This window comes from Cobetia amphilecti, assembly GCF_032923285.1.
GTDB classification, from domain to species: domain Bacteria; phylum Pseudomonadota; class Gammaproteobacteria; order Pseudomonadales; family Halomonadaceae; genus Cobetia; species Cobetia amphilecti.
This window is the reverse complement of sequence record NZ_CP136695.1, coordinates 2606601-2633068: the sequence shown is the minus strand read 5'-3', so window position 1 is coordinate 2633068 and position 26468 is coordinate 2606601. Positions and strand designations below refer to the sequence as shown.

Annotated in this window: 18 protein-coding genes; 6 read left to right on the top strand and 12 right to left on the bottom strand. The window is 60.4% G+C overall.

Translation table 11 applies throughout. The features are described from left to right. Positions 1–81: 81 nt before the first annotated feature. Both R1T44_RS11210 and R1T44_RS11205 read left to right on the top strand, forming a co-directional pair. Positions 82–1437, top strand: a complete 1356-nt coding sequence (locus tag R1T44_RS11210; protein WP_317292055.1) for an NAD(P)/FAD-dependent oxidoreductase — start codon at positions 82–84, stop codon at positions 1435–1437. Continuing rightward, the gene (locus R1T44_RS11205; RefSeq protein ID WP_317292054.1) at positions 1430–3274 is read left to right on the top strand and encodes a SulP family inorganic anion transporter; all 1845 of its coding nucleotides are present in this window, start codon (positions 1430–1432) and stop codon (positions 3272–3274) included. Before R1T44_RS11210 ends, R1T44_RS11205 begins: the two co-directional genes overlap by 8 nt. 126 nt (positions 3275–3400) lie before the next feature. Here R1T44_RS11205 and R1T44_RS11200 read toward each other — a convergent pair whose 3' ends face one another. From R1T44_RS11200 to speB, 4 genes are all read right to left on the bottom strand, one after another. Further along, on the bottom strand, positions 3401–4852 hold the full coding sequence (locus tag R1T44_RS11200) for an aldehyde dehydrogenase family protein (protein ID WP_317292053.1): 1452 nt from the start codon (positions 4850–4852) through the stop codon (positions 3401–3403). Between the two features lie 109 nt (positions 4853–4961). Further along, complete coding sequence (locus R1T44_RS11195; protein ID WP_317292052.1) at positions 4962–6638, bottom strand: 5-guanidino-2-oxopentanoate decarboxylase; 1677 nt, start codon at positions 6636–6638, stop codon at positions 4962–4964. Positions 6639–6713: 75 nt separating this feature from the next. Then, positions 6714–8030, bottom strand: coding sequence for a YjiH family protein (locus tag R1T44_RS11190; protein WP_131433041.1), 1317 nt, complete (start codon positions 8028–8030; stop codon positions 6714–6716). Between the two features lie 328 nt (positions 8031–8358). Next, entirely contained in the window at positions 8359–9309 is a 951-nt protein-coding gene (speB, locus tag R1T44_RS11185) for an agmatinase (RefSeq protein ID WP_317292051.1), read from the bottom strand. Between the two features lie 440 nt (positions 9310–9749). Here speB and R1T44_RS11180 point away from each other — a divergent pair, with 440 nt between their 5' ends. After that, a complete protein-coding gene (locus R1T44_RS11180; RefSeq protein ID WP_317292050.1) occupies positions 9750–11402 on the top strand; it encodes a sigma-54 interaction domain-containing protein in 1653 nt (550 codons plus the stop codon). Between the two features lie 7 nt (positions 11403–11409). Next, a complete protein-coding gene (locus R1T44_RS11175) occupies positions 11410–14316 on the top strand; it encodes a DEAD/DEAH box helicase (RefSeq protein WP_317292049.1) in 2907 nt (968 codons plus the stop codon). Between the two features lie 278 nt (positions 14317–14594). On the opposite strand, the gene R1T44_RS11170 is transcribed toward R1T44_RS11175, so the two are convergent. After that, positions 14595–15689, bottom strand: coding sequence for a hypothetical protein (locus R1T44_RS11170; protein ID WP_317292048.1), 1095 nt, complete (start codon positions 15687–15689; stop codon positions 14595–14597). Positions 15690–15848: 159 nt separating this feature from the next. On the opposite strand from R1T44_RS11170, the gene R1T44_RS11165 reads away from it, so the two are divergent. Continuing rightward, positions 15849–16355 carry an OsmC family protein gene (locus tag R1T44_RS11165; protein WP_317292047.1) on the top strand — a complete coding sequence of 169 codons (507 nt, stop codon included), beginning with the start codon at positions 15849–15851 and terminating at the stop codon, positions 16353–16355. A 165-nt stretch (positions 16356–16520) separates the two neighbouring features. Here R1T44_RS11165 and R1T44_RS11160 read toward each other — a convergent pair whose 3' ends face one another. The 5 genes from R1T44_RS11160 to R1T44_RS11140 all read right to left on the bottom strand — a co-directional run bounded on the left by R1T44_RS11160 (position 16521) and on the right by R1T44_RS11140 (position 22059). After that, complete coding sequence (locus tag R1T44_RS11160) at positions 16521–17189, bottom strand: RraA family protein (RefSeq protein ID WP_131432145.1); 669 nt, start codon at positions 17187–17189, stop codon at positions 16521–16523. 22 nt (positions 17190–17211) lie between these two features. Next, positions 17212–18516: a TRAP transporter large permease gene (locus tag R1T44_RS11155; RefSeq protein WP_054556964.1), complete on the bottom strand. Its 1305-nt coding sequence runs from the start codon at positions 18514–18516 to the stop codon at positions 17212–17214. Between the two features lie 3 nt (positions 18517–18519). Further along, positions 18520–19044 (bottom strand): TRAP transporter small permease, encoded by a 525-nt coding sequence (locus tag R1T44_RS11150; RefSeq protein WP_317292046.1) that lies wholly within the window; start codon positions 19042–19044, stop codon positions 18520–18522. 10 nt (positions 19045–19054) lie between these two features. Then, the gene (dctP, locus tag R1T44_RS11145; protein ID WP_043334967.1) at positions 19055–20044 is read right to left on the bottom strand and encodes a TRAP transporter substrate-binding protein DctP; all 990 of its coding nucleotides are present in this window, start codon (positions 20042–20044) and stop codon (positions 19055–19057) included. Between the two features lie 587 nt (positions 20045–20631). Continuing rightward, positions 20632–22059: a sodium:solute symporter family protein gene (locus tag R1T44_RS11140; protein ID WP_192838900.1), complete on the bottom strand. Its 1428-nt coding sequence runs from the start codon at positions 22057–22059 to the stop codon at positions 20632–20634. A gap of 187 nt (positions 22060–22246) precedes the next feature. On the opposite strand from R1T44_RS11140, the gene R1T44_RS11135 reads away from it, so the two are divergent. Then, a complete protein-coding gene (locus tag R1T44_RS11135) occupies positions 22247–23329 on the top strand; it encodes a LysR family transcriptional regulator (RefSeq protein WP_317292045.1) in 1083 nt (360 codons plus the stop codon). Positions 23330–23465: 136 nt separating this feature from the next. Here R1T44_RS11135 and R1T44_RS11130 read toward each other — a convergent pair whose 3' ends face one another. Then, positions 23466–24986, bottom strand: coding sequence for an aldehyde dehydrogenase (locus tag R1T44_RS11130; RefSeq protein WP_317292044.1), 1521 nt, complete (start codon positions 24984–24986; stop codon positions 23466–23468). After that, the gene (locus R1T44_RS11125; protein WP_284891877.1) at positions 24983–26353 is read right to left on the bottom strand and encodes a Zn-dependent hydrolase; all 1371 of its coding nucleotides are present in this window, start codon (positions 26351–26353) and stop codon (positions 24983–24985) included. The genes R1T44_RS11130 and R1T44_RS11125 overlap by 4 nt, the downstream gene beginning before the upstream one ends. Positions 26354–26468: the final 115 nt, after the last annotated feature.

Genomic DNA, 26468 nt, shown 5'->3' with positions numbered 1-26468 from the left:
GTCCAGGCGCTTTGCCTATGTAGCTTGCTTACGTAATTTTGTGACTCAAATGGACGAATTTCCGCGATGGGAGCCTTATCGATGAGCCAGAGCACGCCACAGACCCCGCCAGTTTCGGATTCTGCAACGACGCCTTGTGACAATCAGGGGGCTGATTCGGCCTCGGAAGCGACCCGCGCCGCCAATCACCGCCTGGCACCCAACGCCCACAAGGTGGTGATCATCGGTGGCGGGGCCGGCGGTATCGCGGTGGCGGCCAGTCTGCTCAAGCGCCAGCCGGGCATGGACATCGCCATCGTCGAACCCGCCGAGCAGCACAGCTATCAGCCGGGCTGGACGATGGTCGGTGGCGGCATCTTCACGCCGGAATTCACGCGCAAGCCGATGCACTCGGTGATGCCCAAGGGCGTGCACTGGTATCGCGATACGGCCACCGGCATCGATGCCGAGGCACATGAAGTCACGCTCGGCAATGGCCATCGCCTGCGCTACGAGCGCCTGGTGATCGCCATCGGTCTTGAGCTGGACTGGGGCGCCATCGACGGGCTGGAGGAGACGCTGGGCGAAAATGGCGTCACCTCCAACTATCGCTATGATCTCGCGCCCTATACCTGGCAGCTGGTGCAGACCCTCAAGGGCGGCAAGGCGCTGTTTACCCAGCCGCCGATGCCCATCAAGTGCGCCGGTGCGCCGCAGAAGGCGATGTATCTGGCCTGCGATCACTGGCAACGCGAGAACGTCTTGTCGCAGCTCGAGGTCAGCTTCCATAACGCCGGCGGCGTGATGTTCGGCGTGCCGGCCTACGTGCCCGCGCTGGAAGAGGCGGTCGCGGGCTATGGCATCGACGTGAGGTTCCATCAGCGCTTGGTCGCGGTGGATGGCGAGACGCAGACGGCACGCTTCGAGGTGCCGGCAGCCGAGGAGGGTGGCGAGCCGCAGATCGTCGAGCAGTCCTTCGACATGCTGCATGTGGTGCCGCCCCAGAAGGCGCCGGCGTTGATCGCCCAATCCGGGCTGGCCAATGCCGCCGGCTGGCTGGATCTCGAACCCGAGACCCTGCAGCACATGAGCCATCCCGACATCTTCGGGCTGGGCGATGTCAGCGGTACCTCGAATGCCAAGACCGCCGCGGCGGTGCGCAAGCAGGCCCCCGTGGTGGTCGAGAACCTGCTGGCCACGCTGACCGGTGGTGCGCTCACGGCGGGCTATCGGGGCTATGGCTCCTGCCCGCTGACGGTGGAGAATGGCCGCATCGTGCTGGCGGAATTCGGCTACGGCGGCGAACTGCAGCCGACCTTCCCCAAGTGGGTCAATGACGGCACGCGTCCGACTCGCCTGGCCTGGCAGCTCAAGGCACGGGGTCTGCCGTTCATCTACTGGAACCTGCTGCTCAAGGGCCACGAATGGCTGGCGCGTCCGGCGTCACGCGATGTCTGAGCCGGTTCGAGAGGCAAAGGGGTCCTCGCTTGCCCGCTGGCTGCCGCTGGCGGGTTGGCTTGCCCACTATGACCGCCACAGTCTTGGGCGTGACCTGCTGGCGGCGGTGATCGTCAGTGTCATGCTGGTGCCGCAGGCGCTGGCCTATGCGCTGCTGGCGGGGCTGCCGGCGCAGGTCGGCCTCTACGCCAGCATGTTGCCGCTGGTGCTGTATGCGCTGTTCGGCACCAGCAGCACCCTGGCGGTGGGGCCGGTGGCGATCATCTCGCTGATGACGGCCTCGGCGATCGCGGGCATGAGCGGCGCCGATGGTGCGGCGCTTTCCACGCCCGAGATGCTGGCCGCCGCACTGCTGCTGGCCTTTCTCTCCGGCGCGATGCTGATCGCCATGGGGCTGTTGCGCCTGGGAGTGCTGGTAAATTTCATCAGCCACCCGGTGATCTCGGGCTTCATGACCGCCTCGGGCATCCTGATCATCGCCAGTCAGCTCGGGCCCATCACTGGCCTGAGCCTGAGCGGCGGCAATCTGATCGCGATGGGCGAGTCGCTGTCGGCAGGCGGGCAAGGGCTGCACTGGCCGACACTCGCCATCGGGCTGGGCTGCCTGGCGTGGCTGATCCTGGCACGCCGTCATCTCAAGCACGGCCTGATGGCCTTGCGGATGAGCGAGAGCGCGGCGGGCATGCTGTGCAAGACCACGCCGATCATCGCCGTCATCGTCTCCAGCCTGCTGGCCTGGGGCCTGAGTGATCCTCTCGTTCAGGGCGAACAGCTTGAGCAGGGCAAAAGCAGCATGGCGCTGGTCGGTGCCGTGCCCGGCGGGCTGCCCGATCTCAGCCTGCCAAGCCTTGTCAGCCATGACTGGTCGGGTCTGTTGATCTCGGCACTCTTGATCAGCGTGGTCGGCTTCGTCGAATCGCTGGCGCTGGCCCAGACCCTCGCCGCGCGGCGCCGTCAGCGCATCGACCCCGACAAGGAGCTGATCGCGCTGGGCGTCTCCAACATGGGCGCAGGCGTCAGCGGCGGCATGCCGATCTCGGGCGGGCTGTCGCGCTCGGTGGTCAACTTCGATGCCGGTGCCGCCACGCCCTTGGCGGGGGCCTTCACCGCCATCGGCATTCTGCTCGCCAGCCTGTGGCTGACCGACTGGTTGGCCTGGCTGCCGCGCGCGACGCTGGCGGCGATCATCATCGTCGCCACCACCAGCCTGATCGACATCGCGGCGATCAAGCGCACCTTCCGCTACTCGAAGGGTGACGGTGCGGCGCTGATGATCACGCTGATCATCACTCTCGCGCAGGGGGTGGAGAGCGGCATCATCGTCGGCATCGCCGTGTCGCTGGGGCTCTATCTCAAGCGCACCAGTCAGCCGCACAGTGCGTTGGTCGGGCGCGTGCCGGGCAGCGAGCACTTTCGCAATGTCGAGCGTCATGAGGTGGAGACCGACCCCGAACTGGCGATTCTGCGCATTGACGAGAGCCTGTATTTCGCCAATGCGCGCTATCTGGAAGACACGGTGCTGGCGCTGATGGCCGAACGCCCCTCGCTCAAGCATCTGGTGCTGGCTTGTCAGGCGGTCAACCTGATCGACGCCTCGGCGCTGGAAAGCCTGGAAGTCATCAATGAGCGCCTGAGCGCCGCTGGCGTGAAGCTGCATCTGAGTGAGGTGAAGGGCCCGGTGATGGACCGCCTCAAGTGCTCGGAGCTGCCGGCCAATCTCGGTGGCGACATCTACCTCAGTACCTTCGATGCCTGGCAGGCGCTGAGCATTCACGGCAGCCATTGCGGCCAGTCATGCGCGCGGGATGGCATCAGCCAGACGGCGGCGGTCGGCTGATAGGAGAAGGGGCTGGTTGCAAGGAAGAGCCGTGAACGAAAACGCCCCGCCTCGGTGATTGCCGAGGCGGGGCGTTTTCTTATCTGGTCACACAAGATGTTCAGTCAATACGTTCAGTCAATACGTTCAGTCGAGCACCGGGCCGATGATGTGCTTGACCTCCAGATAGCCCGCCAGGCCCCACGGCCCCAGCTCACGGCCGATGCCGCTGCGCTTGAAGCCACCCCAGCTGGCCTGCACCAGCGGCAGCTGCTCGCTGTTGTACCACACCACCCCGGCGCGCAGGCGACGGCCGAGCTGCTGGGCGCGGCGAGCGTCGCCGCTGACCACCGTGGCCACCAGCCCGAAATCACAGTCATTGGCGAGGCGGATCGCCTCGGCCTCATCGGCGACGCGGCGCGAGCACAGCACCGGCCCGAAGATCTCCTCGCGCCACAGACGGCTTGTCACCGGCACATCGGTGTAAAGCGTCGGCGCCACGAAGTAGCCCTTGCTCGGCAGGCTGCGATGGGTGCCATCGCGCAGCGCCGTCAGGCCTTCCTCGCGCGCCACGTTCAGATAGCTCAGCACGGTGTCGCGCTGGCGGGCGCTGGTCATCGGGCCCATCTGGGTCGCGGCGTCCAGCGGGTCACCCAACACCAGCGCATCGATGCGGCTGGCCAGTGCGGCGTGCAGCTCATCGGCGATGGCTTCATGCACCAGCAGGCGCGAGGTGGCAGAGCAGATCTGACCGGCATTGAAGTAGATGCCCGCCATCACCCAGTCGGCGGCTTCCTCGACGTCGGCATCGTCGAGCACGATGATCGGCGACTTGCCGCCAAGCTCGAGGGAGACGCCGCGCGTGCCGCAGGCCGCGGCCTGCATGACCTTCTCGCCGACCACATTGCTGCCGGTGAAGGAAATCTTGTCGATGCGCGGATGACGGGTCAGCGGCGCGCCGATACCCTCGCCATCGCCGTGCAGCAGGTTGAACACGCCCGCCGGCAGTCCGGCTTCCAGCGCGATCTCGGCCATCACCTGTTCCGGCAGCGGCGTCACTTCAGACGGCTTGATCACCAGGGTGCAGCCCGCGGCGAGCGCCGGCGCGACCTTCCAGGCGCTGGTGACCAGCGGGAAGTTCCACGGCGTGATCAATCCCACCACGCCTGCCGGCTCGTGATAGGTGTGCGCGGCATAGCCTTCGACATCATGCGCGACCTCCGCACCCTGACGCGCATCCAGCGCGCGTGCCTGGGCGGCGTAATAGCGGTAGCAGCCAATGGCGTCATCGAGATCGATCTCGGCCTCGGCGCGAATCTTGCCGTTGTTGCGACACGACATCTCCATCAGCGCTTCCCGGCGGGTGGTCAGCCCCTCGGCGAAGGCCTCCAGATAGACCGCACGCTCGGCGCCACTCAGTGCCTGCCAACCCTCGAAGGCCTCGGCGGCGGCCGCGACGGCGGCCTGTACATCACGCGCATCACCTGCCGTCACCTCGGCGATGACGGTCTCCTCGAAGGGGTTGGTGACCGCCAGACGACGCTCGCCGTGGGACTTGACCCACTCGTTGTTGATGAACTGATGATCGAGCTTGTGCATGGACATTCCTGACATGTGAGTTTCTGGCATGAGAGTTCCATGCCGCCTGCCACCACAGGGTCACAGGCGGGCATTGTTCGTGAGAATGATGCGCTGCGCCTAGCCGGACTCAGCCGGCGATTGAGCGCTGCCATCCCGCCGCGTCGATTTCCACCAGCAGCGGGGCGCTTGCGTCGCGCTCGCTGATCGCGGTCGCCAGCTCACTGGGGGAGTCGATCGCCACGGCGGCGCAGCCGAAGCCCTGGGCGAGCAGCTGGAAGTCGGGGGCCTTGATGTCGACGCCCAGCCGCGTGACGCCGGCGTTGTCCATGAAGCGGCGAATCTCTTCATAGCCCTGGTTGTGCCACAGCACGATCACCACCGGCAGCTGTTCTTCCACCGCGCAGGCGAGTTCGGACAGCGTGAACATGATGCCGCCATCGCCGACCAGCGCGATCACCGGCAGGTCCGGGCGACCCAGGGTCGCGCCCATTGCGGCGGGCAGGCCGTAGCCGAGCGTGCCGTAGCCGGTGGAGGCATTGAAGTAGCGGCGCGGCGCCGGCTGGCTGAGCAGGTGATTGGCGGCGTAGACGGTCGCGCAGGAATCGCCGACCCAGATCGCCTCCGGCAGCGCTTGCTTGAGGGTGTCGAACAGCGGCACGTAGGGCGCGAAGGCCGGGTCAGTCGGCAGCGCGAGGGCTTCAAGCGTGGCGGCGGTGATCTGCGCGCCGCGTGTCTTGCCCGCCTCTGCGTCAGCCGTCTTGTCATAGGTTTCGCCCAGGCCATCAGCAACGCTCGCGGCGAGAGTCTCCAGTGCCAGGCCGGCGTCGGCGACGATGGCGAGTGTCGCCTGCTGGTTGCGCGCCAGCTGTTCGGGGTCGATATCGATGCGGATCAGCTGACCGCCGATCACGAAGCCATCATCGAACACCACGTCGTAGTCGGTCTCGCCAAGTTCGGTGCCGATCGCCAGCACCACATCGGCGTCGCGCGCCAGTTCACGTACCGCAGGCAGCGCGGCATTGGCGCCGAGATCCAGCGGGTGGGCGCCGCCCAGCAGGCCCTTGGCATTGATGGTGGTGACGGTGGGGGCATCGAGCGCCTCCACCAGCTGGCGGGCCGCGTCGGGTGCGGTGACACAGCCACCGCCCAGCAGCACCAGCGGACGCTCGGCGCCCTGCAGCAGGCTCACGGCCTCAGCGAGCAGGGCCGGGTCCGGCGCGAGGCGGCCGATGCGCGGGCGCGTGAAGTCATGCGTGGTGCGACCGGCGGGCGGTGCGATCTCGGCATTGAACAGGTCGATGGGAATCTCGATATGCGCAGGGCCGGGGCGGGCGCCATCGAACAGCGCGAAGGCGCGGGCCAGCACTTCCGGCAGCGCGGACGGGTCGAGCAGGGTGTGGCTGAAGCGCGCCACGCCCGATACCAGTTGCTGCTGGCTGGGCAGCTCGTGCAGACGCCCCTGGCCACGGCCGAGGGTGTCGGTGCGATTGACGCTGGAGATCACCAGCATCGGGATGGAGTCGGCCAGTGCCTGGCCCATCGCGGTGGTGATGTTGGTCATCCCCGGGCCGGTGATGATGAAGCACACCCCGGGCTTGCCGGTGCTGCGGGCATAGCCATCGGCCATGAAGCCGGCGCCTTGTTCATGGCGCGGGGTGACGTGGCGAATGCTGCGCGCGGCGGGATCGGCATCCGGCTCCAGGCCACGGTAGAGCTCGACGGTATGCACGCCGGGAATACCGAAGACGGTGTCGACGCCGTAGGTGTCACGCAGCAGTCGGATCAGGAGTTCAGCACAGGTCATGGCAGGTTATTCCAATGACGGGAGCACCGTGGTGCTCCCGTATGAGATGAGAAACAAGTTGAGTGCCCGCTTGGCTCAGAACACGAACAGATGCGCGATACCGGCGATGATCGGCAGGGTGATCAGCGTGCGCAGTACGAAGATGGCCACCAATTCCCAGATCTTGAGCGGAATCTTCGACTTGAGCAGCAGGGCGCCGATCTCGGACATGTAGATCAACTGGGTCAGCGACAGGCAGGCGATCACGAAGCGCGTCAGTTCGCTGTCGATGTCCTTGGCCAGCACCGCCGGCAGGAACATGTCGGCAAAGCCGACCAGCGTCGCCGGGGCTGCCTCTGCCGCGTGGGGAATCTGCAGCAGTTCCAGCAGCGGAATCATCGGGTAGGAGAGCCAGGTGAACACCGGCGTGAACTCGGCCAGCATCAGCGCCACGGTGCCGATGGCGATCACCACCGGCAGCAGGCCGAGGAAGATGTCCGCCACGTTGAAGCCGGCCGATTTCACCAGCTTGAGCGGGCCCGGCGCATGCTCGGCGCGCGCGACCGCCATGCCCAGTGAGTAGCGCAGTACGCCACAGTCGCTCTGGTTCTCTTCACTGATCTGGCAGCCGACCGGCTCATGATAATCATCACGCTTGCGTGACAGCGGCGGCAGACGCGGCACGATGACGGCGGCGATAAGGCCCGCGATGACGACGGTCAGGTAGAAAGGCACGAACAGGTGGTTGATGTTCATGAAGCTGGTGACCAGCAACGCGAAGGCGATCGAGACCACCGAGAAGTTGGTGGCGATCACTGCCGCTTCGCGCTTGCTGTAGAAGCCCTGCTCGTACTGCTGGGTGGTGATCAGCACGCCGACGGTGCCGGAACCCATCCACGAGGCGGTGGCGTCGATGGCACTGCGCCCGGGCAGATTGAAGATGGCGCGGAACGGACGACGCACCAGGCTGCCGATGAATTCCATGAAGCCGAAGTCGACCAGCAGCGGCAGCAGAATGGCCGCGAAGAAGAAGAAGGTCAGCAGTACCGGCGCGAGATCATTGAGCATCACGCCGCCGGTGAAGGCTGCGGTGACCTGGGTCGGCCCCCACTGGAAGTAGGTCATCAACGCGAAGATGGCGCCGAGGGCGCGCATGGCGAACCATACCGGCGAGACATCGAACAGCTCGTGCGCCGCGCCCTGGCGTGCCCAGGCGGGCTTGGCGAGCTTGACGAAGCCGGTGAGGATCACCGACAGACACAGCACCGCGACTGCGATGGCGGGCAAGGCGCTGCCGAGCGTGGCCTTGAGCCAATCGGCCATCAGGCCCATGCCGATGTTGATGGTGTCGCCGACACTGAACGGCACCAGGAAGAAGCTGACGCCGAGCAGTGACGGCACCAGGAATTTCATCAGTCCCCTGGCCGTCAGCGGCACGGGGCGGGTGGCGATGAGGTCTTTCTGCGCTTTCTGTGGCTTGGCGGTCTCAGGCTGTTCAGCACTTGATACAGAACTTGAGTTAGAACCGGATATAGCGCGGGGCGGCGTATGGTCCGCCGCGGAGTCGATGCTGGTTGTCATTCGGGTCACCTAGATCTTGTTGTAATGGTCAGGCTCTAGCCGAGCATTGTGTGATGCATCATGCCGTATCGTCTCGGGTGATTCTGTGTGCGCCGAGGGTGGGACGGGCCCCCGGCGCGGGTGCAGCAGGACAGCGGGTCATTCGTGGGTCGTTCGTGGATCAGTCGCGCTGTTGCACGCCCGGCAGTACACAGAGCATCTCGTAGAGCAGGGTCGCGCCCATCAGCGCGGTGTTGCCGCTGGTGTCGTAGGGCGGGGAGACTTCCATCAGGTCACCGCCGACGATGTTGAGGCCGCGCGCGCCGCGCACGATTTCCATGCCCTGCGGCATGGTCAGGCCGCCGGCTTCCACGGTGCCGGTGCCGGGGGCGACGGAGGGGTCCAGGCCATCGATGTCGAAGGTGATGTAAACCGGGCGGTCGCCCATCATGTCGCGCACTTCGGCCATCAGCGGGGCGAGTGACTTGAACCAGCACATCTCGGCGGTCTCGACACGGAAGCCCTGCTGGCGGCACCAGTCGAAGTCATCGGCGGAGTAGCCGGTGCCACGCAGGCCGATCTGCACCACGCGATTGCTGTCGAGCAGGCCTTCTTCCTGGGCGCGTCGAATCGGTGTGCCGTGGGCGATGGGCTCGCCGAACATGTGGTCGTTGACGTCGGCATGGGCATCGATGTGGATCAGGCCGACCGGGCCGTGCTTCTTGGCGATGGCACGCAGCACCGGCAGGGTGACGGTGTGATCGCCGCCCAGCGTCAGCGGCACGCAGTCGTGGCTCAGCACCTCATCGTAGAACTGCTCGATGATGTCCATGCTCTTGGGCAGGTGGAAGGTGTTGATCGGCACATCGCCGATGTCTGCCACCTGCAGGCTGTCGAAGGGCGCGGCGCGGGTGGCCATGTTGTAGGGGCGCAGCATGCGCGATTCATCACGGATCTGGCGCGGGCCGAGACGTGCGCCCGGACGGTTGGAGGTACCGATGTCCAGCGGAATGCCGATGAAGGCGGCGTCCAGGCCTTCCGCGGTTTCCTGAGCCGGCAGACGCATCATGGTGGCCGGGCCGCCGAAACGTGGCATGTCGTTGCCGCCCAGCGGCTGATTGAACTCGCTCATCTGTCTCTCCAGGGTCTTGAGTCGCTCGCGCTAGCGTGACGGCGAGCGGGGTATTGTGATTGTTCGCCTGATCGGCAGGCCGGACAGTGTCATGAAAGCCGGCGATCTTCCTTGGCGCATACCCTAGCATTGCAGTAACCATGCCAATTATTAATCTATTGATTTTATTGAGTTTTATTTGAGGGCGGTGGCTGAGTGATTCATTTATGGATCACTCGTGCGCCATAAATGATTCAAAAATGGATCACTGATTCATTTGTGGATCACATTCGGGCATCATCGAGAGTGTCTTCAGCGCAGTGCGAGAAAGACCTGCTGGAAAGAAACGGCAGGAAGAAGCGATAGAAAGAAGCGATAGAAAGAAGCGTTGGAAAGAACTGCTGCAAAGAACTGCTGGAAAGCCCCGCCCGATTCACAGGCTCGACCATGAGGTGCCCGCCATGTCAGAGCTCGACCGTCAGATTCTCAAGACCATCATCGACACCGCTCATGATCACTACTTCGTGGTCAATGCGGATGGTCAGGTGACAGATGTCAGCCCCGGCGCCGCGGCGGTCTATGGCATGACCCGCGAGGAGTTGTGTGCTGCCAACGTGCATGAGCTGGAAGCTAGCGGCGTGCTCAAGCCCTCTATCAGCCTGGAGGTGCTGCGCACGGGGCGCACCCTGCAGATGATGCAGCTCACCGCCACCGGCCGTCGGGTGGTGGCGCAGGCGCATCCGGTGTTCGTCGCGGGCAAGCTCGAGTGCGTGGTCAGCCGCTCGATGGATCTCACCGATATCCAGCTGTTGCAGCAGGAATACGCGGTGCTCCAGCAGCGTTTCAGTGATCACCTGCGCCGCAACTCGCGCGGCGGTGAGCTGAGTGGCGTCAGTCAGGCAGAGGGCGATCGGGCAACGGCGGGGGCAGCGCAAGCAGTCCACGACACGGAGCAATATGCACAGAGCCAAGCTGAACAGCGGCAACGTGAACAATCAGCGCGCGAGCAGGCCGAGTGCGAAGACGCCGCGCTGGAGCTGGGTGAGCTGCAGGTCAGAAGCCCGGTGATGCGCGAGATAGCACTGCTGCTCAAGCGGGTCGCGCCCACCAACGCCACGGTATTGATGCTGGGCGAATCCGGGGTCGGCAAGACGGCCTTCGCCCATCAACTGCATCGCTGGAGCCAACGCGCCGACGGCCCCTTCATCGAGGTGAACTGCGGCGCCATCCCCGAGAGCCTGTTCGAGTCCGAGATGTTCGGCTATCAGGCCGGTGCCTTCACCGGCGCGGGCAACCGTGGCAAGGCAGGCCTGATGGAGCAGGCCGAAGGCGGCACCCTGTTCCTCGATGAGATCGGTGAGCTGCCGCTGGCCACCCAGACCAAGCTGCTCAAGGTGATTCAGGACGGGATGATCACCCGCCTGGGCGACACCACCACCCGCCGTGCGGACTTCCGACTGGTCGTCGCCACCAATCAAGACCTCGCCGCCCGTGTGGAGCAGGGCCAGTTCCGCCTCGACCTCTACTACCGCATCAATGTGCTCCCCGTCAGCCTGCCGCCGCTGCGTGAACGCCGCGAGGACATTCCCGCCCTGATCGAGCAACACCTCTCCCGCCTCAATCAACGTCATGGTCGCCGCAAACTCCTCGACGCCTCGTTATGGCCCATCCTCATGCGCCAGGACTGGCTCGGCAATATCCGCGAACTGGAAAACTGGCTGGAACGCGCCTGGCTCAGCGCCCCCAGTGATGTCATCGACAGCGACTCAGTGAAAACACTGCTCAACACTTGTTCCACGAATAACGCTAATGGACTAGGCAATTCATTTGGCTTCAGTAATGACAAATCTAATGGAATAGGCGTTACTGAAAGTTTTACCACTACCGATAACTCTCATAGTCCCAATTCCCTCTCAGAGCCTGCCGCTGAGGGGGCGGTAGCCATGCCAGTCCCCAAACTCGGCCCCAACGAAACTCTCAAGGAAGGCCTGGCACGTATCGAAGCGCAATGGCTACGCGAGATGGCAGCCGAGCTGCCCAGTACCTATGCAATAGCGAAGAGGGCAGGAATTAGCCAGCCGTCGGTGGTGAGGAAGCTTAAACAACTTACATAGGTAATGTATGAGTTTTTTTGTCAACAATATTCAAAGCTATAGGCTACAGCCGATAAAGTCACCAGGTCTTAGGAATTGTCAATTAGGGGCTATTTGGGCTCTGAAGAGCCAGCAAACTCTAAAGAATAAAGAAATAGCTTCTTTGATTAGCATGCCCACAGGAACAGGTAAAACAGCTGTAATGTTAGCAGCCTGTTTTGAGTTAAAGTTAAAAAAAGTGTTAATCGTGGTTTCTAGCACTATCCTTAGAAGACAATTAAAAGATCAATTTACTAACCTGAATATTTTAAAGGAAATTGGCTGTATAGATGATGATCTAGGTCCTGTGAATGTCTACGAGGTAACGAAAAGGGTCAAGGATAAAGAAACATGGGTTGAGTTATTACGTGAGCATGACATTATAGTTGCTCATCCCAATAGTATATCACCTTATTTTAAAGATCTAACACCGATACCTGCTAATTTACTAGATGCAGTTTTTATTGATGAAGCACATCACGAACCCGCTCCAACATGGCGAGATTTAAATTCATTCTACCAATTAATACCAAGATTCTTCTTCACTGCAACACCTTATCGTCAAGATAGACAACGTATGAAAGCTAAAATTGTATATCATTATAGCTTAGAAGAAGCTCTTGCAGATGGAGTCTTGAGAGCAGTTGATTTGGTGCCTATCAATGCAGGTTTTCATAAAAACGTAAGCGATCAGACACTAATTGAAAAAGCATTCGAAATATTTAATCTCAATGAGAATAATTCAATTTTAGTAAGAACTGACTCGATTAAAGATGCTGAGGCGTTATTGACCTTGTATCGAGCTCAAGGCTTTAATATCGATGTGATTCATAATAAAAGAAGCTCTAATGTAAATCAGAGTATCATAAATAAAGTCAGATGCCGTGAGTTAGATGGATTGATTTGTATTGGTATGGCTAGCGAAGGATTGGATATACCAAACCTCAACATTGCAGTACTCCACTCAACGCCAAGGTCTATTCCATATACAATTCAGTTCTTGGGCCGGATATCTAGAAAGCATCAAAGCCAACAGGCAAACGCTAAGCTGATCGCAAATATAGATGAAGTTAAAAAGGAAGTTATTCCACTTTATAAAACAAACAAATCTTGGGGCTTGCTATTACCTGAAATAGCTGAAAAGAAGCTTTCATCTGCAAAGCTATATCAATCGACCTCAATCTTTAAAGAAAGTTTCCAGTTACCAGAGCTTTCAGTTTATTTTAGTGCAACAATATATGAGCTTCCAACATCCACAATATTAGGTGACATTAATTTAATTGATTATAAAAGTAAGGAAGGTGTTGAGATTGCTTATTACGAGCAAGCAGATAAGTCATCGCCGATAACTATAGTAACCTCATGGCCTAAACCCATAGAATGGGCTTCAAACCAAATTTATATAGAGAATATGCTAGATGTTCACATTATATATGTGAATCATAGCCGAAATCTTCTTTTTGAGCTAACCACTAGCATGAAAGCTTTTAAAAATATCAAAGCTGCTATGTACGCAAATCTACATCCTCTACCACATAATAGGCTTTATAAAGTCCTTTCGACATTTCCGCAAAAAGACTATTTAATGGTAGGTATGAAGAATGCTGCAACTAATGGACCTTCACATCCAGCCTATAAGACTTTTATCGGAACTTCTGTACAGAGTTCTGTTAGGGCAAGTGATGGTCGTATATTTGGTATTGGACATGCCTTGCTAAAATTTGAGAATAAAAAAGTATGGGGGGTTGGTGTTAAAAATGGTCGTGTTTGGTCTGCGCAACGTGGTACTGCATCTGAGTTTGGTGCGTGGTGTGAAAATTTAAGTAGTCTAATTAACGATGGCCCAGTTATAAACAATCTGCCTGGGTTGTCATTTTTGATGAAATCTGAAACTATTGATAGAGTTTATGAGTTACCAATTGCAATAATACCTGACAGTTTATTTTACAGAGCTTTGGACGTAACTATAAGTAGGGTAAAGGGAGGCAGTTACCATAATATTGTCCCTGATATGTTGATTAAAGCGATAGATAATACTACTGGTGTAGTAAGTGGTGAAGTTGTAATCGGGGATGATAAACTTAAATTTGAGTATGGCACTAATGAAATTCCGTTTTTAAAGATAGACGGAGCTAGAGGTTTTGTAATAAGAGTAGATAGATATAATGAAACCCTAGCAGAGGGGGATATTGAAGAAGTTTTTAATAGATATTTACCTTCACTTATTATGCCTGATGGCACTGTGGTTGTTGGAAGAAATAAGTTAATACCAAATAAAAGTATAGAAAAACTCCCGGAGAATTTATGGGTTGTGAAGAATTGGGAAGGATGTAATATAAGGGCGGAGGCTTATGAGGATATAGTGATTGGTAATGAGGCAGGCATTGATAAGCCGGTAATTAATCATGTTGCAGAATTCTATATGCCGCTATTGATTGAAAGTAGTGATTTGATTTTTTTAGATGATGGGGCTAATGAAATAGCAGACATGATAGTAGTAGATGTAACTCTATCTGTCATCACACTTGTACATTGCAAATATTCAGCTAGAGATGCTCCTGGGTGTAGAAAATCAGATTGTGATGAGCTATTTGCTCAGGCTATGCGTAGTATACATTGGGTATCTTCACCAAATTTATTTGATCGACTCAATGATAGATTAAAGGATGCTAAAAAGTCTAAAATCATTTTTGGGAAAAACGAAGCCTTTAATAATATTGTAAAAAGCTTTTCTGTAAACGAGTGGAGTTATAAAATCGTATTGGCACAGCCTGGTTTTAAAATTGATAAAGTATCTGATAGGAATAGGCGAAATAATAATGTATATGAACTGGCGGTGCCGGTGTACGAAAGAATTATTGGCACTGATGCATCTTTGGAGGTCTGGGGTAGTTAGGCTGAATAATATTGTATAAACGTCTTTATTGCGGCTGTATAAAGCTCAAGGTTAATCTATTTTGAATTGTGTAATAGGCGAAGTCAAAATAAATTAATGGCGGTAAAGCTATAGTATATATCAAATAATAATGCTAGGGTGTTGGTTGTAAATATAGTGAATTTCGATAAAATGACAATAACGTGCCTAGTTAACGAATTGTTGGCGAGGTATTGCCCATTTTTTATATTGATCTGTGTTTTTATAAACGATATTTTGGGTTATTTCTGGTTTTTACATTAATGTTCCATCACCACCAAGCTCCCCATCACCCCCTCACATAACGGCTTGATCTCGCTGAAGCCTTCGTCGACGGTGAGGTCTGTCTTGGCTTTGGCGTAGGTGGTGCCGTCGGCGGTGGGGTGGTAGCTGGTGCAGTGCAGGCGGATCAGCTTGTCATCGAGGAAGAGGCCGTATTCGCGGGTCTGCGAGGTGATGGGCATGCCCTGGTGTCGTTGTGTCATGGCGATATCGAACCAGTAGACCTGACGGTGATCCACTCGGGTCAGGCCGGAGTCGAGCATCTGACTGTTGATGGGCGCCCATTGCGCCAGTTGGTCTGTGGCGGCCATTACCTTGAGCTGCGCGTCGCTGACGGTGTCGCCATGCAGATCATAGATCTCGAGGATGATCATGTCGGTACCGGTACCCGCCTGACTCTGCCATTTCTGCACGATATGCGGCAGGCGACCCTCGGCGGCAGACCACGAGGCGGGCAGATGCAGCGCCAGGTTGATGCCCAGTGACTTGGCGTGGCCCTTGGTGTGGAATTCCTGGAAATAGCCGTCGTACAGCTCGTACACCGGCTCGATCTGATACTTGGTCGCCAGCAGGAATTCCTTGAACGGCGAGGGCAGGTATTCCCCCTGGGCGCGCAGGTGAATGGCCTCGATGAAGCGGGCCGCGAAGTCGCTGGTCAGCTTGTCGGTGGTCAGCTGCGAATCCAGTTCCTTCTTTATCTGACGGCGAATGCCCTCCAGCACTTCGCGTGCGTGGTCCTTGCCCATCAGGGTGGCGAGGTTTTCCGCCAGACGATGGGTGATGTTCGGGAAGGCATTCTTGAAGTAGGCGGAGGCCAGTTCCGCATCCGGCGCGAGGCCGGGATACTCATCGGCGATGCGTGACAGCGTGATGTCCTGGGCGATGACGAAGCCGTAGGTACTGCTCAGCGTATTGATGACCTTGGGCGTGGGGCGAAACTGTGCGGCTTCGGCGCGTGCCGAGGCACCGGGGGTGATGAGACACAAGCCCAGGCTCAGGCCCAGTCCGAGCGTCAGGGCGGCGGCAGCCAGCCCGGGAATTGCCCCAAAGGAGCGTGTTACGGCAAACGCCATGCGTGACATCCTGTCAGAGTGCGATCGATTCAATCCTATCATCGGCCTACGGTGACTTCTTGCGTGCTGACGCTGTTCAGATGCCTAATCAGGCAGAAGTATCAGACTGCGCGTCATGCGACGCACGCGGTTCCCCTTGTGAGAGAGCAGCAGACAACGATGTCCAGACGACACCAGTATTCGGTTGAACTTGAGTGGACCGGCAATCGCGGTGATGGCACCCGCCATTACACCGCCTATGAGCGTGATTTCGTGGCCCGTGTCAGTGGCAAGCCGAGCCTGGAAGGCTCCGCCGATCCCGCCTTTCGGGGCGACGCTGGCCGCTGGAATCCGGAAGACATGCTGGTGGCCTCCGTCTCGGCCTGCCACAAGCTGTGGTATCTGCATCTGTGTGCTGAGGCCGGCATTCGTGTCATGAGCTATCACGACCGCGCCGAGGGCACGATGCAGGAAGGTGCGCCCGCCGCCGATGACAAGACTCAGGCAGAGAGCCCGGGCGAGGCGGGACGCTTCACCTCCATCGTGCTGCGCCCCGAGATCACGCTGGCCGCCGGTGACGATATCGCGCTCGCCCATGAGCTGCACCACCGGGCGCATGCGCTGTGCTTCATCGCCAATTCGCTGAATTTTCCGGTCAGCTGTGAGGCGGTGATCACCCATCAGTGATGGGCAGTCCTCAGCCCGCGTCGGACTGACCATGTCAGACAGACCGTGTCAGAACCCAAAAGGCCACCAGAGCAATCTGGTGGCCTTTTTTGGTTTCAGCATCTCTCTAAAGACTCAGCTTCTCTCTAGAGAATCAGCGTCTCGCGGGCGAATCAGGAGGGTGGATCAACCGCGTGCGTTCACTTCCTCGATCAGCTTGCTGGAGCCGGTGAGGTCCGGCAGGCAGGCGCCGTCGGCAATCTTCGCCAGCAGGACTTCTTCGGCTTCTTGCACCTCGATGGCGTGGCTGGCGATGGCCGAGACTTCCTCGGGCGCCATCACGATGACGCCGCTTTCATCGGCGAGGATGGCATCGCCCGGATTGACGACGACACCGCCGATGCTGACCGGCACATTGAGCGCGCCGCCGATACCGGCGAAGCGGGTGGTCAGCGAGGCGACACCGCGACTCCAGACCGGGAACTGCTTGTCGCGAATGGTCAGCGCATCGGTGGCCATGCCATCGATCACCACGCCTGCCACGCCGAGGCGCGAGGCGACTTCCGTCATCACGCCGCCCCAGCAGGCGCGGTGGCGATCGCCCTGACGATGCACGATCAGCACATCGCCCGGACGCACCAGGCGCATCAGGTGGTTGAGCAGGGTGCCATCTTCCGGCGGCAGCGAGACGGTGACGGCGGTACCGGCGATGCGCACCTCGGGCAGCATGCTGGCAATCGCCGGTTCGACGAAGCCGTGAGTGTGGAAGTGGCCGATGGTGGCCGTCTCGCACTGCTTGAGCTGTTCCAGCCGTTCAGGCGCGACCTGCGCTGGCATGTCATTGAGTTGGTACATGGAAGTCTCTCGTCGTGGTCGGTCAGATCAGGCTGGGCAGGAAGGTCGTCAGCCACGGGGCCCAGTAGAGCATCAGCATCGCGAACAGGAAGCAGATGACGATCGGCCAGGCCGCGGCGTAGATGGTCTGCATCGGTGTCGCCGGGGCGGCGCCTTTCACCGCGAACAGGTTGTAGCCGAAGGGCGGGGTCAGACTGCCCACCGAGATGTTGATCAAGAACAGCGTCCAGAACCACACCGGATCAAAGCCATACAACTTGACCAGCGGCGCGTAGATGGGAATCACCACCATCATGAAGGCGATCTGGTCGATGAACATGCAGGCGATCAGCGGAATCAGCATCAGGATCAGCAGCATCCATACCGGGTCGAGGTCCAGCCCGGTCACGCTGCTCACCAGACCGCTGGTGGCGCCGGTGAAGCTCAACAGCTGCGAGAACAGCTTCGAACACGCCAGGATCAGGATGATCATGGTGCTGACCTTGAGCGAGGACATCACCGCCTCGCCGGCCATCTTGAACGAGAACTTGCGGTAGTAGGCCGCGACTACCAGCGAGCCCAGTACGCCGGTGGCGGCGGATTCGGACGGCGTGGCGATGCCGAGCAGAATCAGGCCGAGCACGGCGAAGATGATGATGGTGAACGGCAGCATGTTGATCACGGCGCGGCGCTTTTCCTGGGCCGTGCCGCCGCCGCTTTCATCGACGGGCGGCGCGCGACGCGGGTCCAGCGTGATGCGTACCTTCACATAGAGGATGAACAGTGCGGCCAGCAGGATGCCGGGCAGGATACCCGCGATCAGAAGGCGTGCGATGGAGACATCCACCATCGAGCCGATGATGATCACCAACAGGCTCGGCGGGATGATCGGCGCGAGACTCGCGCCGCCCAGAATCAGGCCGATGGAGAGCCTGTCGTCATAGCCGCGCTCCTGCATGGTCGGCAGCGCCGAGCGGCTGAGCATGGCGGTCACGGCCAGTGCCGAGCCGGACAGGGCACCGAACAGCGTCGAGAGGGCGACGACGAAGAAGTAGAGGCGACCCTTCATGCGACCCATCAGGGCATCCAGCGAGTCGAAGATCACATCGATGGAGCCGGAGCGGAACAGCAGCTCCCCCATCAGCACGAACAGCGCGATGGTGGTCAGCGTCTCCGAGGTCATGCTGTCGTAGACACTGTTGGCGAACATGCCGAAACCGGCGGTGCCCATCAACCACAGCGTGCCGAGTACGTTGATGGTCAGGAAGGCGGCGAAAACGGGAATGCCGAGGGCGAACAGGCCCATCAGCAAGGCGATGGCCAGGCCCAGAGAGGTATACCATTCCATGACTCAGGGTCCTTTTCTGGTGTCGGCGGTCGCCGAGGGTGTCGCGCGGCTAGTCGAGCGGCCAAAGGCGTGGCGCAGGAAGTACAGGGCGGCGCTGATCATCGCGTAGGCGATGAAGCTGGAGACCCAGTACTTGGGAATGTCGAGGCCCATGGCGGTGGTGGTGTGGTAATGGAACTGACGCAGGCTTTCCTGCACGCAGATCCAACCGGCCACGGCGCAGACGGCGCCGGTCACCAGGGCGAGGAGACGGTCATAGAAGGCGCGCGCGGCAGGGCCGAGGCGCTCCGGCAGCACGGTGATGGCGATATGGCCATGGGTGCGTGCCAGTTCCGGCGTTGCCAGCGAAATCGAGAGGCATAGCAGGTAAGCCACCATCGCGCCGGACCACAGGGTGGGAGAGTTGAAGAAGTAGCGCGCGATGACTTCCAGCCAGAAGCACAGGACGATGCCACACAAGGTGACACCGCCCAGAAGGAAGCCTGCTCGCGTCACGCCGTCATGCACACGTGCAAGCAGGGTTAGCATGGTGGATTCCTTACTCGCTGACGGTGGTCAGGTTCTTCTCGATCGCCAGTTCACGCATGGCGGTCACCGTGTCCGGGGTCTTGTCGATGCCCAGCTGCCAGATACCGTCGGTGACGAGGGCATCCAGACGCTCGGCGTCTTCCGGTGCGAATTCGGTAGGCTGCATGCCGGCTTCGTCCAGCGCCTTCCACTCTTCGACCGCCAGTTCATCCAGGATCGGGACGATCTCGGTTTCCAGCTCACGGCCTTCGTCGAGCAGCACTTGCTGCTGTTCCGGCGACAGGGTGTTGAAGGCATTCAGGTTCATCAGCACGAAGTTGTAGGTCTGACCGAAGGTCGGCTTGGAGTAGTAGCCGGCGACTTCCTGCCAGCCCATGTCCTTGACGCCATTCAGGCCCCAGGCCGCGCCGTCGATCACGCCACGGTCCATCGCGGAGTAGACATCACCACTGGACATCAGCACCGGCGTACCGCCCAGGCCCTTGGTGACGTTGGTATAGGTGGGGCTGCCGCGCAGACGACGGCCATCCAGACCCGGCGTACCGGTGATCGGCTCCTTCAGCACGTACTGGAAGCCGTGGCTGCCCAGCGGCGGAATCGCGATCAGCTTGAGGCCCAGGCCGTTGTAGTGCTCATCGACCATGTCCCACAGGCCGGATTCACGCGTCTGTTCCGGATTCACCGCCACGCCATCCATCGCGGCGCCGACGCCGGTGGTGTTGGTGTGGTAAGCGGCGTGGGTATACAGCAGCTGGAAGACACCGGCCGCGACAGGCTGCAGCTGCTCGAAGGGCGGCACCACATCCGGGCCGGTCAGCTTGATGGTGAGGTCGGCGGCCTTGTTGGCTTCGACTTCCTTGATGAAGCGCTGGGCAATCTCGCGGGAGTAGGCAGTGGTCTGGTCGTAACTGGACAGCATGCGCAATTCGGTGGCCATGGACTGGGTGGCCGGGAGGAGGGCGAGCAGCGGGAGCAACAGAGCGGGCTTGAGGGTTTTCATAGCAGTATCCACGTTATCGTTATTGTGAGCGGGGCAGTGCATGCGGGACTTCTCGTGACCATGATGCTGCGTCCGGGAGATGCATGCGGTACCTGTCCCTGCTTCTTGTTGTGATGGTACGCCTTCAATCTATGAGGCCCTCCCTTCGCGGTCAACGAATCATCAGCCTTTTGGGCTTTCAAATTTCAATACGCAGTATTTGCCAAATTTATGTAAGATAATATGTGTGTATTGCGCGGTGACAACATGAGGGGATTCCGATGAGAAATTGGCCGATTGATGGCAAAAAAGGCAGCCAAGTCGTCGCAAGGATAGTGGGTAGTCGCTCGCGATAAACTTGCCTGAAGCCATCTGCTCGGTCAGCAGAATGGCCGTCATAGTGGCGAGCAGGAAACCCGCAGAGCGATGGATCCTGAACACGGGAAAGCCCCCGTTGCCGATGACCTCTTGAGAGCATCGGCAACGGGGGCTTTCGGGTGGTGCATCATTACTTGATAAGCACTGAGCGCAACTGTTCTCTCAGTCAGTCAGCTCAATCAGTCAGCTCGGCTAGTCAGTGCGACAGGCCAGCGGGCCGAGAAGTCGCCTCAGCGCGCCGCGGACTCGGTCGAGAGGCTCAGGCTCGGCTTGCGCAGCGCCAGCGGCATCAACGCCAGCGAGACCGGCAGGCCGATCATCACCGGGTGCAGGCCGAAGGGATGGCCCAGCACCTGCCACAGCACGGCGGTGGCCAACCCGCCCCACATCATGATTACCCCGCCACGCGGGTCTGGTGTGCGACGGCACAGCGCGACCACCGTCGGCACCAGCACACCGCAGACCAGCATCGCGCTGCCGAGAATCCAGATATCGAGCAGACGCGGTGCGTAGAGCGCCAGGCCCAGCGAAATCAAGGACATGGCGACCACCGAGTGGCGGCTCATGCGCAGCATGAAGGCATCATCGCGGCCCTTCATGCGCGGCTTGATGATGTCATTGGCGATGGAGGACGCACCGGCGATGAAGAACGAATCGGCGCACGAGATGATGGTCGCCAGCAGCACGACGACCATGCTGACCATCAGCGGCAACGGCAGGGTGGCCTTGATGATGGCGTAGAAGGACAGGTCCGGATTGGCGACCGCGATATCCAGTCCCAGCTTGGCGAAGGCGCCGATCAGGACCACGGCACCGCCGACCAGCAGCGTGAAGACGATGGCGACGGCGTAACCGGTACGTGCCGCCTTGAGGCTGCGCGCGGCCCAGAAGCGCTGCCACAGGTCCTGGCGCACGAACTGATAGGCGCCGATGGTCAGCATGTAGACCGCCAGTTCATGCCCGGAAATGCCGGTCAGGCTCAGGAAGTCAGGGTTGCCTTCGGGCATGGGGGCCGCGCTGATGAATTCCCAGCTGCCGCTGGCGTAGTAGACGGTGACCAGCAGGAAGAAGATGCCCAGGGTCTGCAGGGTGCCCAGGATGGCGTCTGACCAGATGACCGCCATCAGGCCGCCCAGCCATGTCTTGGCGGTCAGCAGTGCCCAGGTCAGCAGGATGCCCACCGGCAGTGCCAGGCCGAACACCAGCTTGAGCACCGTGGCCACGGCCACGAACTGCATGCCGGTGATGGCCGCGTAGGCACACAGGATGCTGAGCAGGGTCGGCACCCTGACGCCTTCGCCAAAGCGACTGACCAGGAAGTCGGCCAGGGTCACCATGTTGAGGCGCTCGCCCTCGGCGTGGATCTTGCCGATGAAGAAGTACAGCGCAATGCCCGCGAAGGTCATGCCCACCGGCAGCCACAGCTGGCCCATGCCGAAGGTGTAGCCCTTGGAGACGAAGCCCAGCAGGGTAGAACCGCCGACGGCGGTACCGATCAGCGTACAGATCAGCGGGAAGGTCGAGGTGGAACGGCCTGCGACATTGTAATCATCATAGGTCTTGATGCGGCGGAAGAAATAGAGCGAAAGCCCCATCAGAAATACGCCACATGCTATGATCATGATCGAGAGAATGAAGGTTTCTCGGGTATCGAACATCGTCGTGTTTTCCGCTTTATTGATATTGTATTGATCGTCATTAGTGTCTTGAGCGAGGGGGAATATATCACTCGAGGGCAGACGTTGGTGACGCGGTGCTGACTTTATTACCATCTAGCGTACCACCGAGAGTGCGTTTCATTGCGCTCTTGCCGGTCGCGCCACTTTCGGGACAGGAACAATCGCCATGCGACCCATACATGACACGCTGGACTGGAACCTGCTGAGAACATTCATCGTCATCGTCCAGGAGGAAAGCGTCAGTCGGGCCGCGGCGCGTCTCTACCTGTCACAGCCAGCGGTGAGTCTGTCACTCAAGCGCCTGGAAGAGCGCCTGGGGCAGCGTCTGATCGAACGGGACAGTCACAGTTTTCGCGTGACCGGGGCGGGGCAGGTGGTCTATCGCGAGGCGGTGGAGATCTACGCCAATGTGGCGCGTCTCGCCTCTGAGGTGGGCAATAGTCATACGGAGATTTCCGGACATGTCTCGCTCCTGTTCATCACCGGCATTGAATGCCGTTTCCTTGATAGCGTGTTCGCACGCTTTCACCGCTGTTTCCCCCAGGTCACCTTCTCGATCCAGGAAATGTCCAGTCACGAGGTGCAGCAGGGTTTGCTGCAGCGCCAGGGGGCCTTGGGTATCTGTCTGGCCCAGCAGACGCCTGAACAGCTGATGTCCCAGGTGCTGGCGCGCCAGAATTACCGCTACTTCTGTGGTCGCATGCATCCGTTGTTCGGTCAGCAGAACCTGCCGATGGATGCGCTGCGCAATGAACGCTATGTCTCCTTTGGCAGTGAGCAGCTTGATGGCGTGCTGTCACCGCTGGCGATGTTCCGTGCCCGCGAAGGCGTGCAGGGTCCGGTGATCGGTCAGTCCAGCAGCCTGCAGGAAATCCGCCGCATGGTGCTGGCCGGTTGGGGCATCGGCTGCATGCCCGAGCACATCGTGCGCCGTGAAGTCGCGGAAGGGGAGCTGTGGCCCCTGCCGCCCTACGGTGGCGTGGCCGATATCGACCTGCACCTGATGTGGCATCGCGAGGCGCGTTTCAGTGCCGCCGAATCCACCTTCGTCAACTTCATGCACAACGCGCTGGCCAAGGTGCCGCTGGAAGAGCGCCTGCATCGCGGGCTGGAAATGCAGCCCGCCGCGGCCTCTCACCCAGCCGACGGCGCGCCGGCCAGTCGCGACCCGCTTGCCGCCGTGCATGCTGATCTTGATGCTGAACGGCCTGATTCCGGTGAGGGCGAGGGCGCGGCCGAGACTCACTAGACCGAACCTCAGTTTCAAGCCCCTTTTCTCAAGCGCTTTCCAACCTCATTTCTCGACTACCACCCAAGGCACCGCTGCCATCCTGCAACATCGGATGACAGCGGTGCCTTCTTGGGTGGGTGGGTCGTCACTGGCCTCAGTAGGCGAGATTGATCCAGGTGGTCTTCAGGTCGGAGTACTTGTCCAGCGCGTGCAGTGACTTGTCACGCCCGAAACCGGACTGCTTGACGCCACCGAAGGGCACGCTGATATCGCCATCGGCGTAGCAGTTGACCCACACCAGACCCGCCTTGAGACGCCGCGAGACACGATGGGCACGCGCCAGATCGCGGGTCCACAGACCAGCGCCCAGCCCGTAGATGGAATCATTGGCCAGCTCGATGGCTTCTTCCTCGCCGCTGAAGCGGGTCACGCCGAGCACAGGACCGAAGATTTCCTCGCGCATCACGGTGCTGTTCTGGCCGCCTTCCACGATGGTCGGCTCCAGATACCAGCCGCCGGCGGTGGCGTCGCTGGGCGCGATCGCCTGACCGCCCTGGTGCAGCGTCATGCCTTCCGAGAGCGCCGTCTCGACGAAGCCGAGCACCTTCTCGTGGTGGTCCGCGCTGACCAGTGCGCCCATGCGCGTGGCCGGGTCGAGCGGGTCACCGGCCGGCATGGCGCGGGCGCAGGCGATCAGACGCGGCATGAAGTCATCGAAGATGGCCTCATCGACATACAGGCGCGAACCGGCGATGCAGACTTCGCCCTGATTGATGAAGATGGCGTCGGCGGCGGCGCGCGCGGCCTGGTCCAGGTCCGGACAATCGGCGAACACGATATGCGGCGACTTGCCGCCACACTCCAGCCACACACGCTTGAGGTTGGAGTCGCTGGCATAGCGCATGAAGCGCTTGCCGGTCGCGGTGGAACCGGTGAAGGCCAGCGCATCGACTTCCATGTGCAGGCCGAGCGCCTGACCCGCCACCGCGCCCAGGCCCGGCGTGACGTTGAACACGCCTGCCGGAATGCCGGCTTCATCGGCGAGTGCCGCCAGACGCAGCGCACTCAGGCTTGAGGCTTCGGCCGGCTTGAGCACCACGCTGTTGCCCAGTGCCAGCGCCGGCGCGAACTTCCAGGAAGCGATCATCAGCGGGAAGTTCCACGGCACCACCGCCGCGACCACGCCCAGCGCTTCACGGGTAATGGTGGCGTGCACGTTCTCGCCGGTGGGCGCGATCTCGCCGTAATGCTTGTCGATGGCCTCGGCGTACCAGGCCACCGAGCGCGCGGTTTCCGCCAGATCAAAGCCCAGGCTGTCGCCGATCGGCTTGCCCATTTCCAGCGTCTGCAGCAGCGCCAGTTCTTCGGCATTGTCGCTGATCAGCTGAGCAAAGCGTTGCAGCACGGCCTTGCGGGCCTGGGGGGACTGACGCGACCAGACACCGGATTCGAAGGCACGACGCGCGGCCATCACGGCGCGGTCGATATCCTGCTCGGTGCAGGCGGTGATATGCGCCAGCACTTCGCCGGTGGCCGGGTTGTAGGCCGGGAAGGTGTCGCAGCCGGTGCTTTCGGTATAGGCGCCATCAATGAAGGCACGCGTCTCGAAGGTCAGCGCGGCGGCGCGTTGCTGCCAGTCGGCATGCGTCAGCGGGGCGGATGTGGCAGTGCTCATTGGGCGTTCTCCGCGGTGTTGTGGGTCGCATTGGCGTCGTCAGTGTCAGAGCTGACGATGCCGGCACGCTTGAGCATCGCCAGCAGCAGGACGTTGGCGCCATCCTCGAGATCGGACGGTTCGGCGTTCTCGCTCTCGTTGTGGCTGATGCCGTCTTCGCAGGGCACGAAGATCATCGCCACCGGATTGATGCCGGCGATCTGCACGGCGTCGTGACCGGCGCCGGTTTCCATGTCGCGGTAGCTGAGTTCCAGTTCCTGGCTGGCGCTGCGCACCATCTCGATCAGTTCCGGCGCGAAGGGCGTCGGCGGAATGTGCTGGACCTCGATCAGCTCGATGTCCACGCGTTGTTTGTCGCTCTGGTTGGCGGCGTGATGCTTGAGGCACAGCGCCTTGAGCTGGTCGTGCATCTCGGCCAGCACGGCCGGTTCCAGGTGACGCAGGTCGACGCTGAAGCGCACCTGGCCCGGAATCACGTTGCGCGAGTTGGGATGCACATTGAATTCGCCGCAGGTGACGCGACCGTTGGGCTGGTAGGCATCGGCCAGCGTCAGGATGTCGCTGACCAGCGCGCAGGCGGTCTTGAGCGCATCGCGGCGGTAGGGCATCGGCGTCGGGCCGGCGTGGGCTTCCTGACCGCTGACCACCACGTCGAACCAGTGCAGACCCAGCGAGCCGGTGACGGCACCGATGATGATCTCTTCCTGTTCCAGCACCGGGCCCTGCTCGATATGCGCCTCGAAATAGGCGCCGAAATCATGGCTGCCCACCGGCACGTCGCCGGCATAGCCGGTTCGCGCCAGTGACGCGGCAACGCTGTCGCCGTCACGGTCGGTGGCGGCCAGGGCCTTCTCGAGCGGGATCAAGCCCGCATGCACGCCGGACCCCATCATCACCGGCACGAAGCGGCTGCCTTCCTCGTTGGTCCAGATCACCACTTCCAGCGGGGCCTCGGTCTCGATGCCGCGCTCATCCAGCACGCGCATGACTTCCAGGCCAGCCAGCACGCCGTAGCAACCGTCGAACTTGCCGCCGGTGGGCTGGGTGTCGATGTGGCTGCCGGTGGCGACCGGCGGCAGGCTGTCATTGCGGCCCGGACGACGGGCGAAGATGTTGCCGATCTCGTCGACGCGCAGTGTCAGGCCAGCGGCCTCGAGCCAGCCGGTGACCAGCTCACGGCCGGCGCGGTCTTCTTCGGTCAGGGCCAGACGGCAGTTGCCGCCCTTGGGCGTCGCGCCGATCTCGGCCAATGTCATCAGCGCGTCCCACAGGCGCTTGCCGTCGACGCGCAGGGCGAAGCTATCCAGAATCTGCTGGGTCTGTTCGGTATTGGCAGAGGGAGCTGAAGGGGTAGTGGTAGTGGACATGTTGTTGTATGACTCCTGTCGTCGCGCTCTGGCGGCATGGTTCAACTGTTCTGACTGGCGACCTTCCCGCCTTCGGGCGACGGGAAGGTCGTCCGAAGGCGGGAAGGCGCGCCTC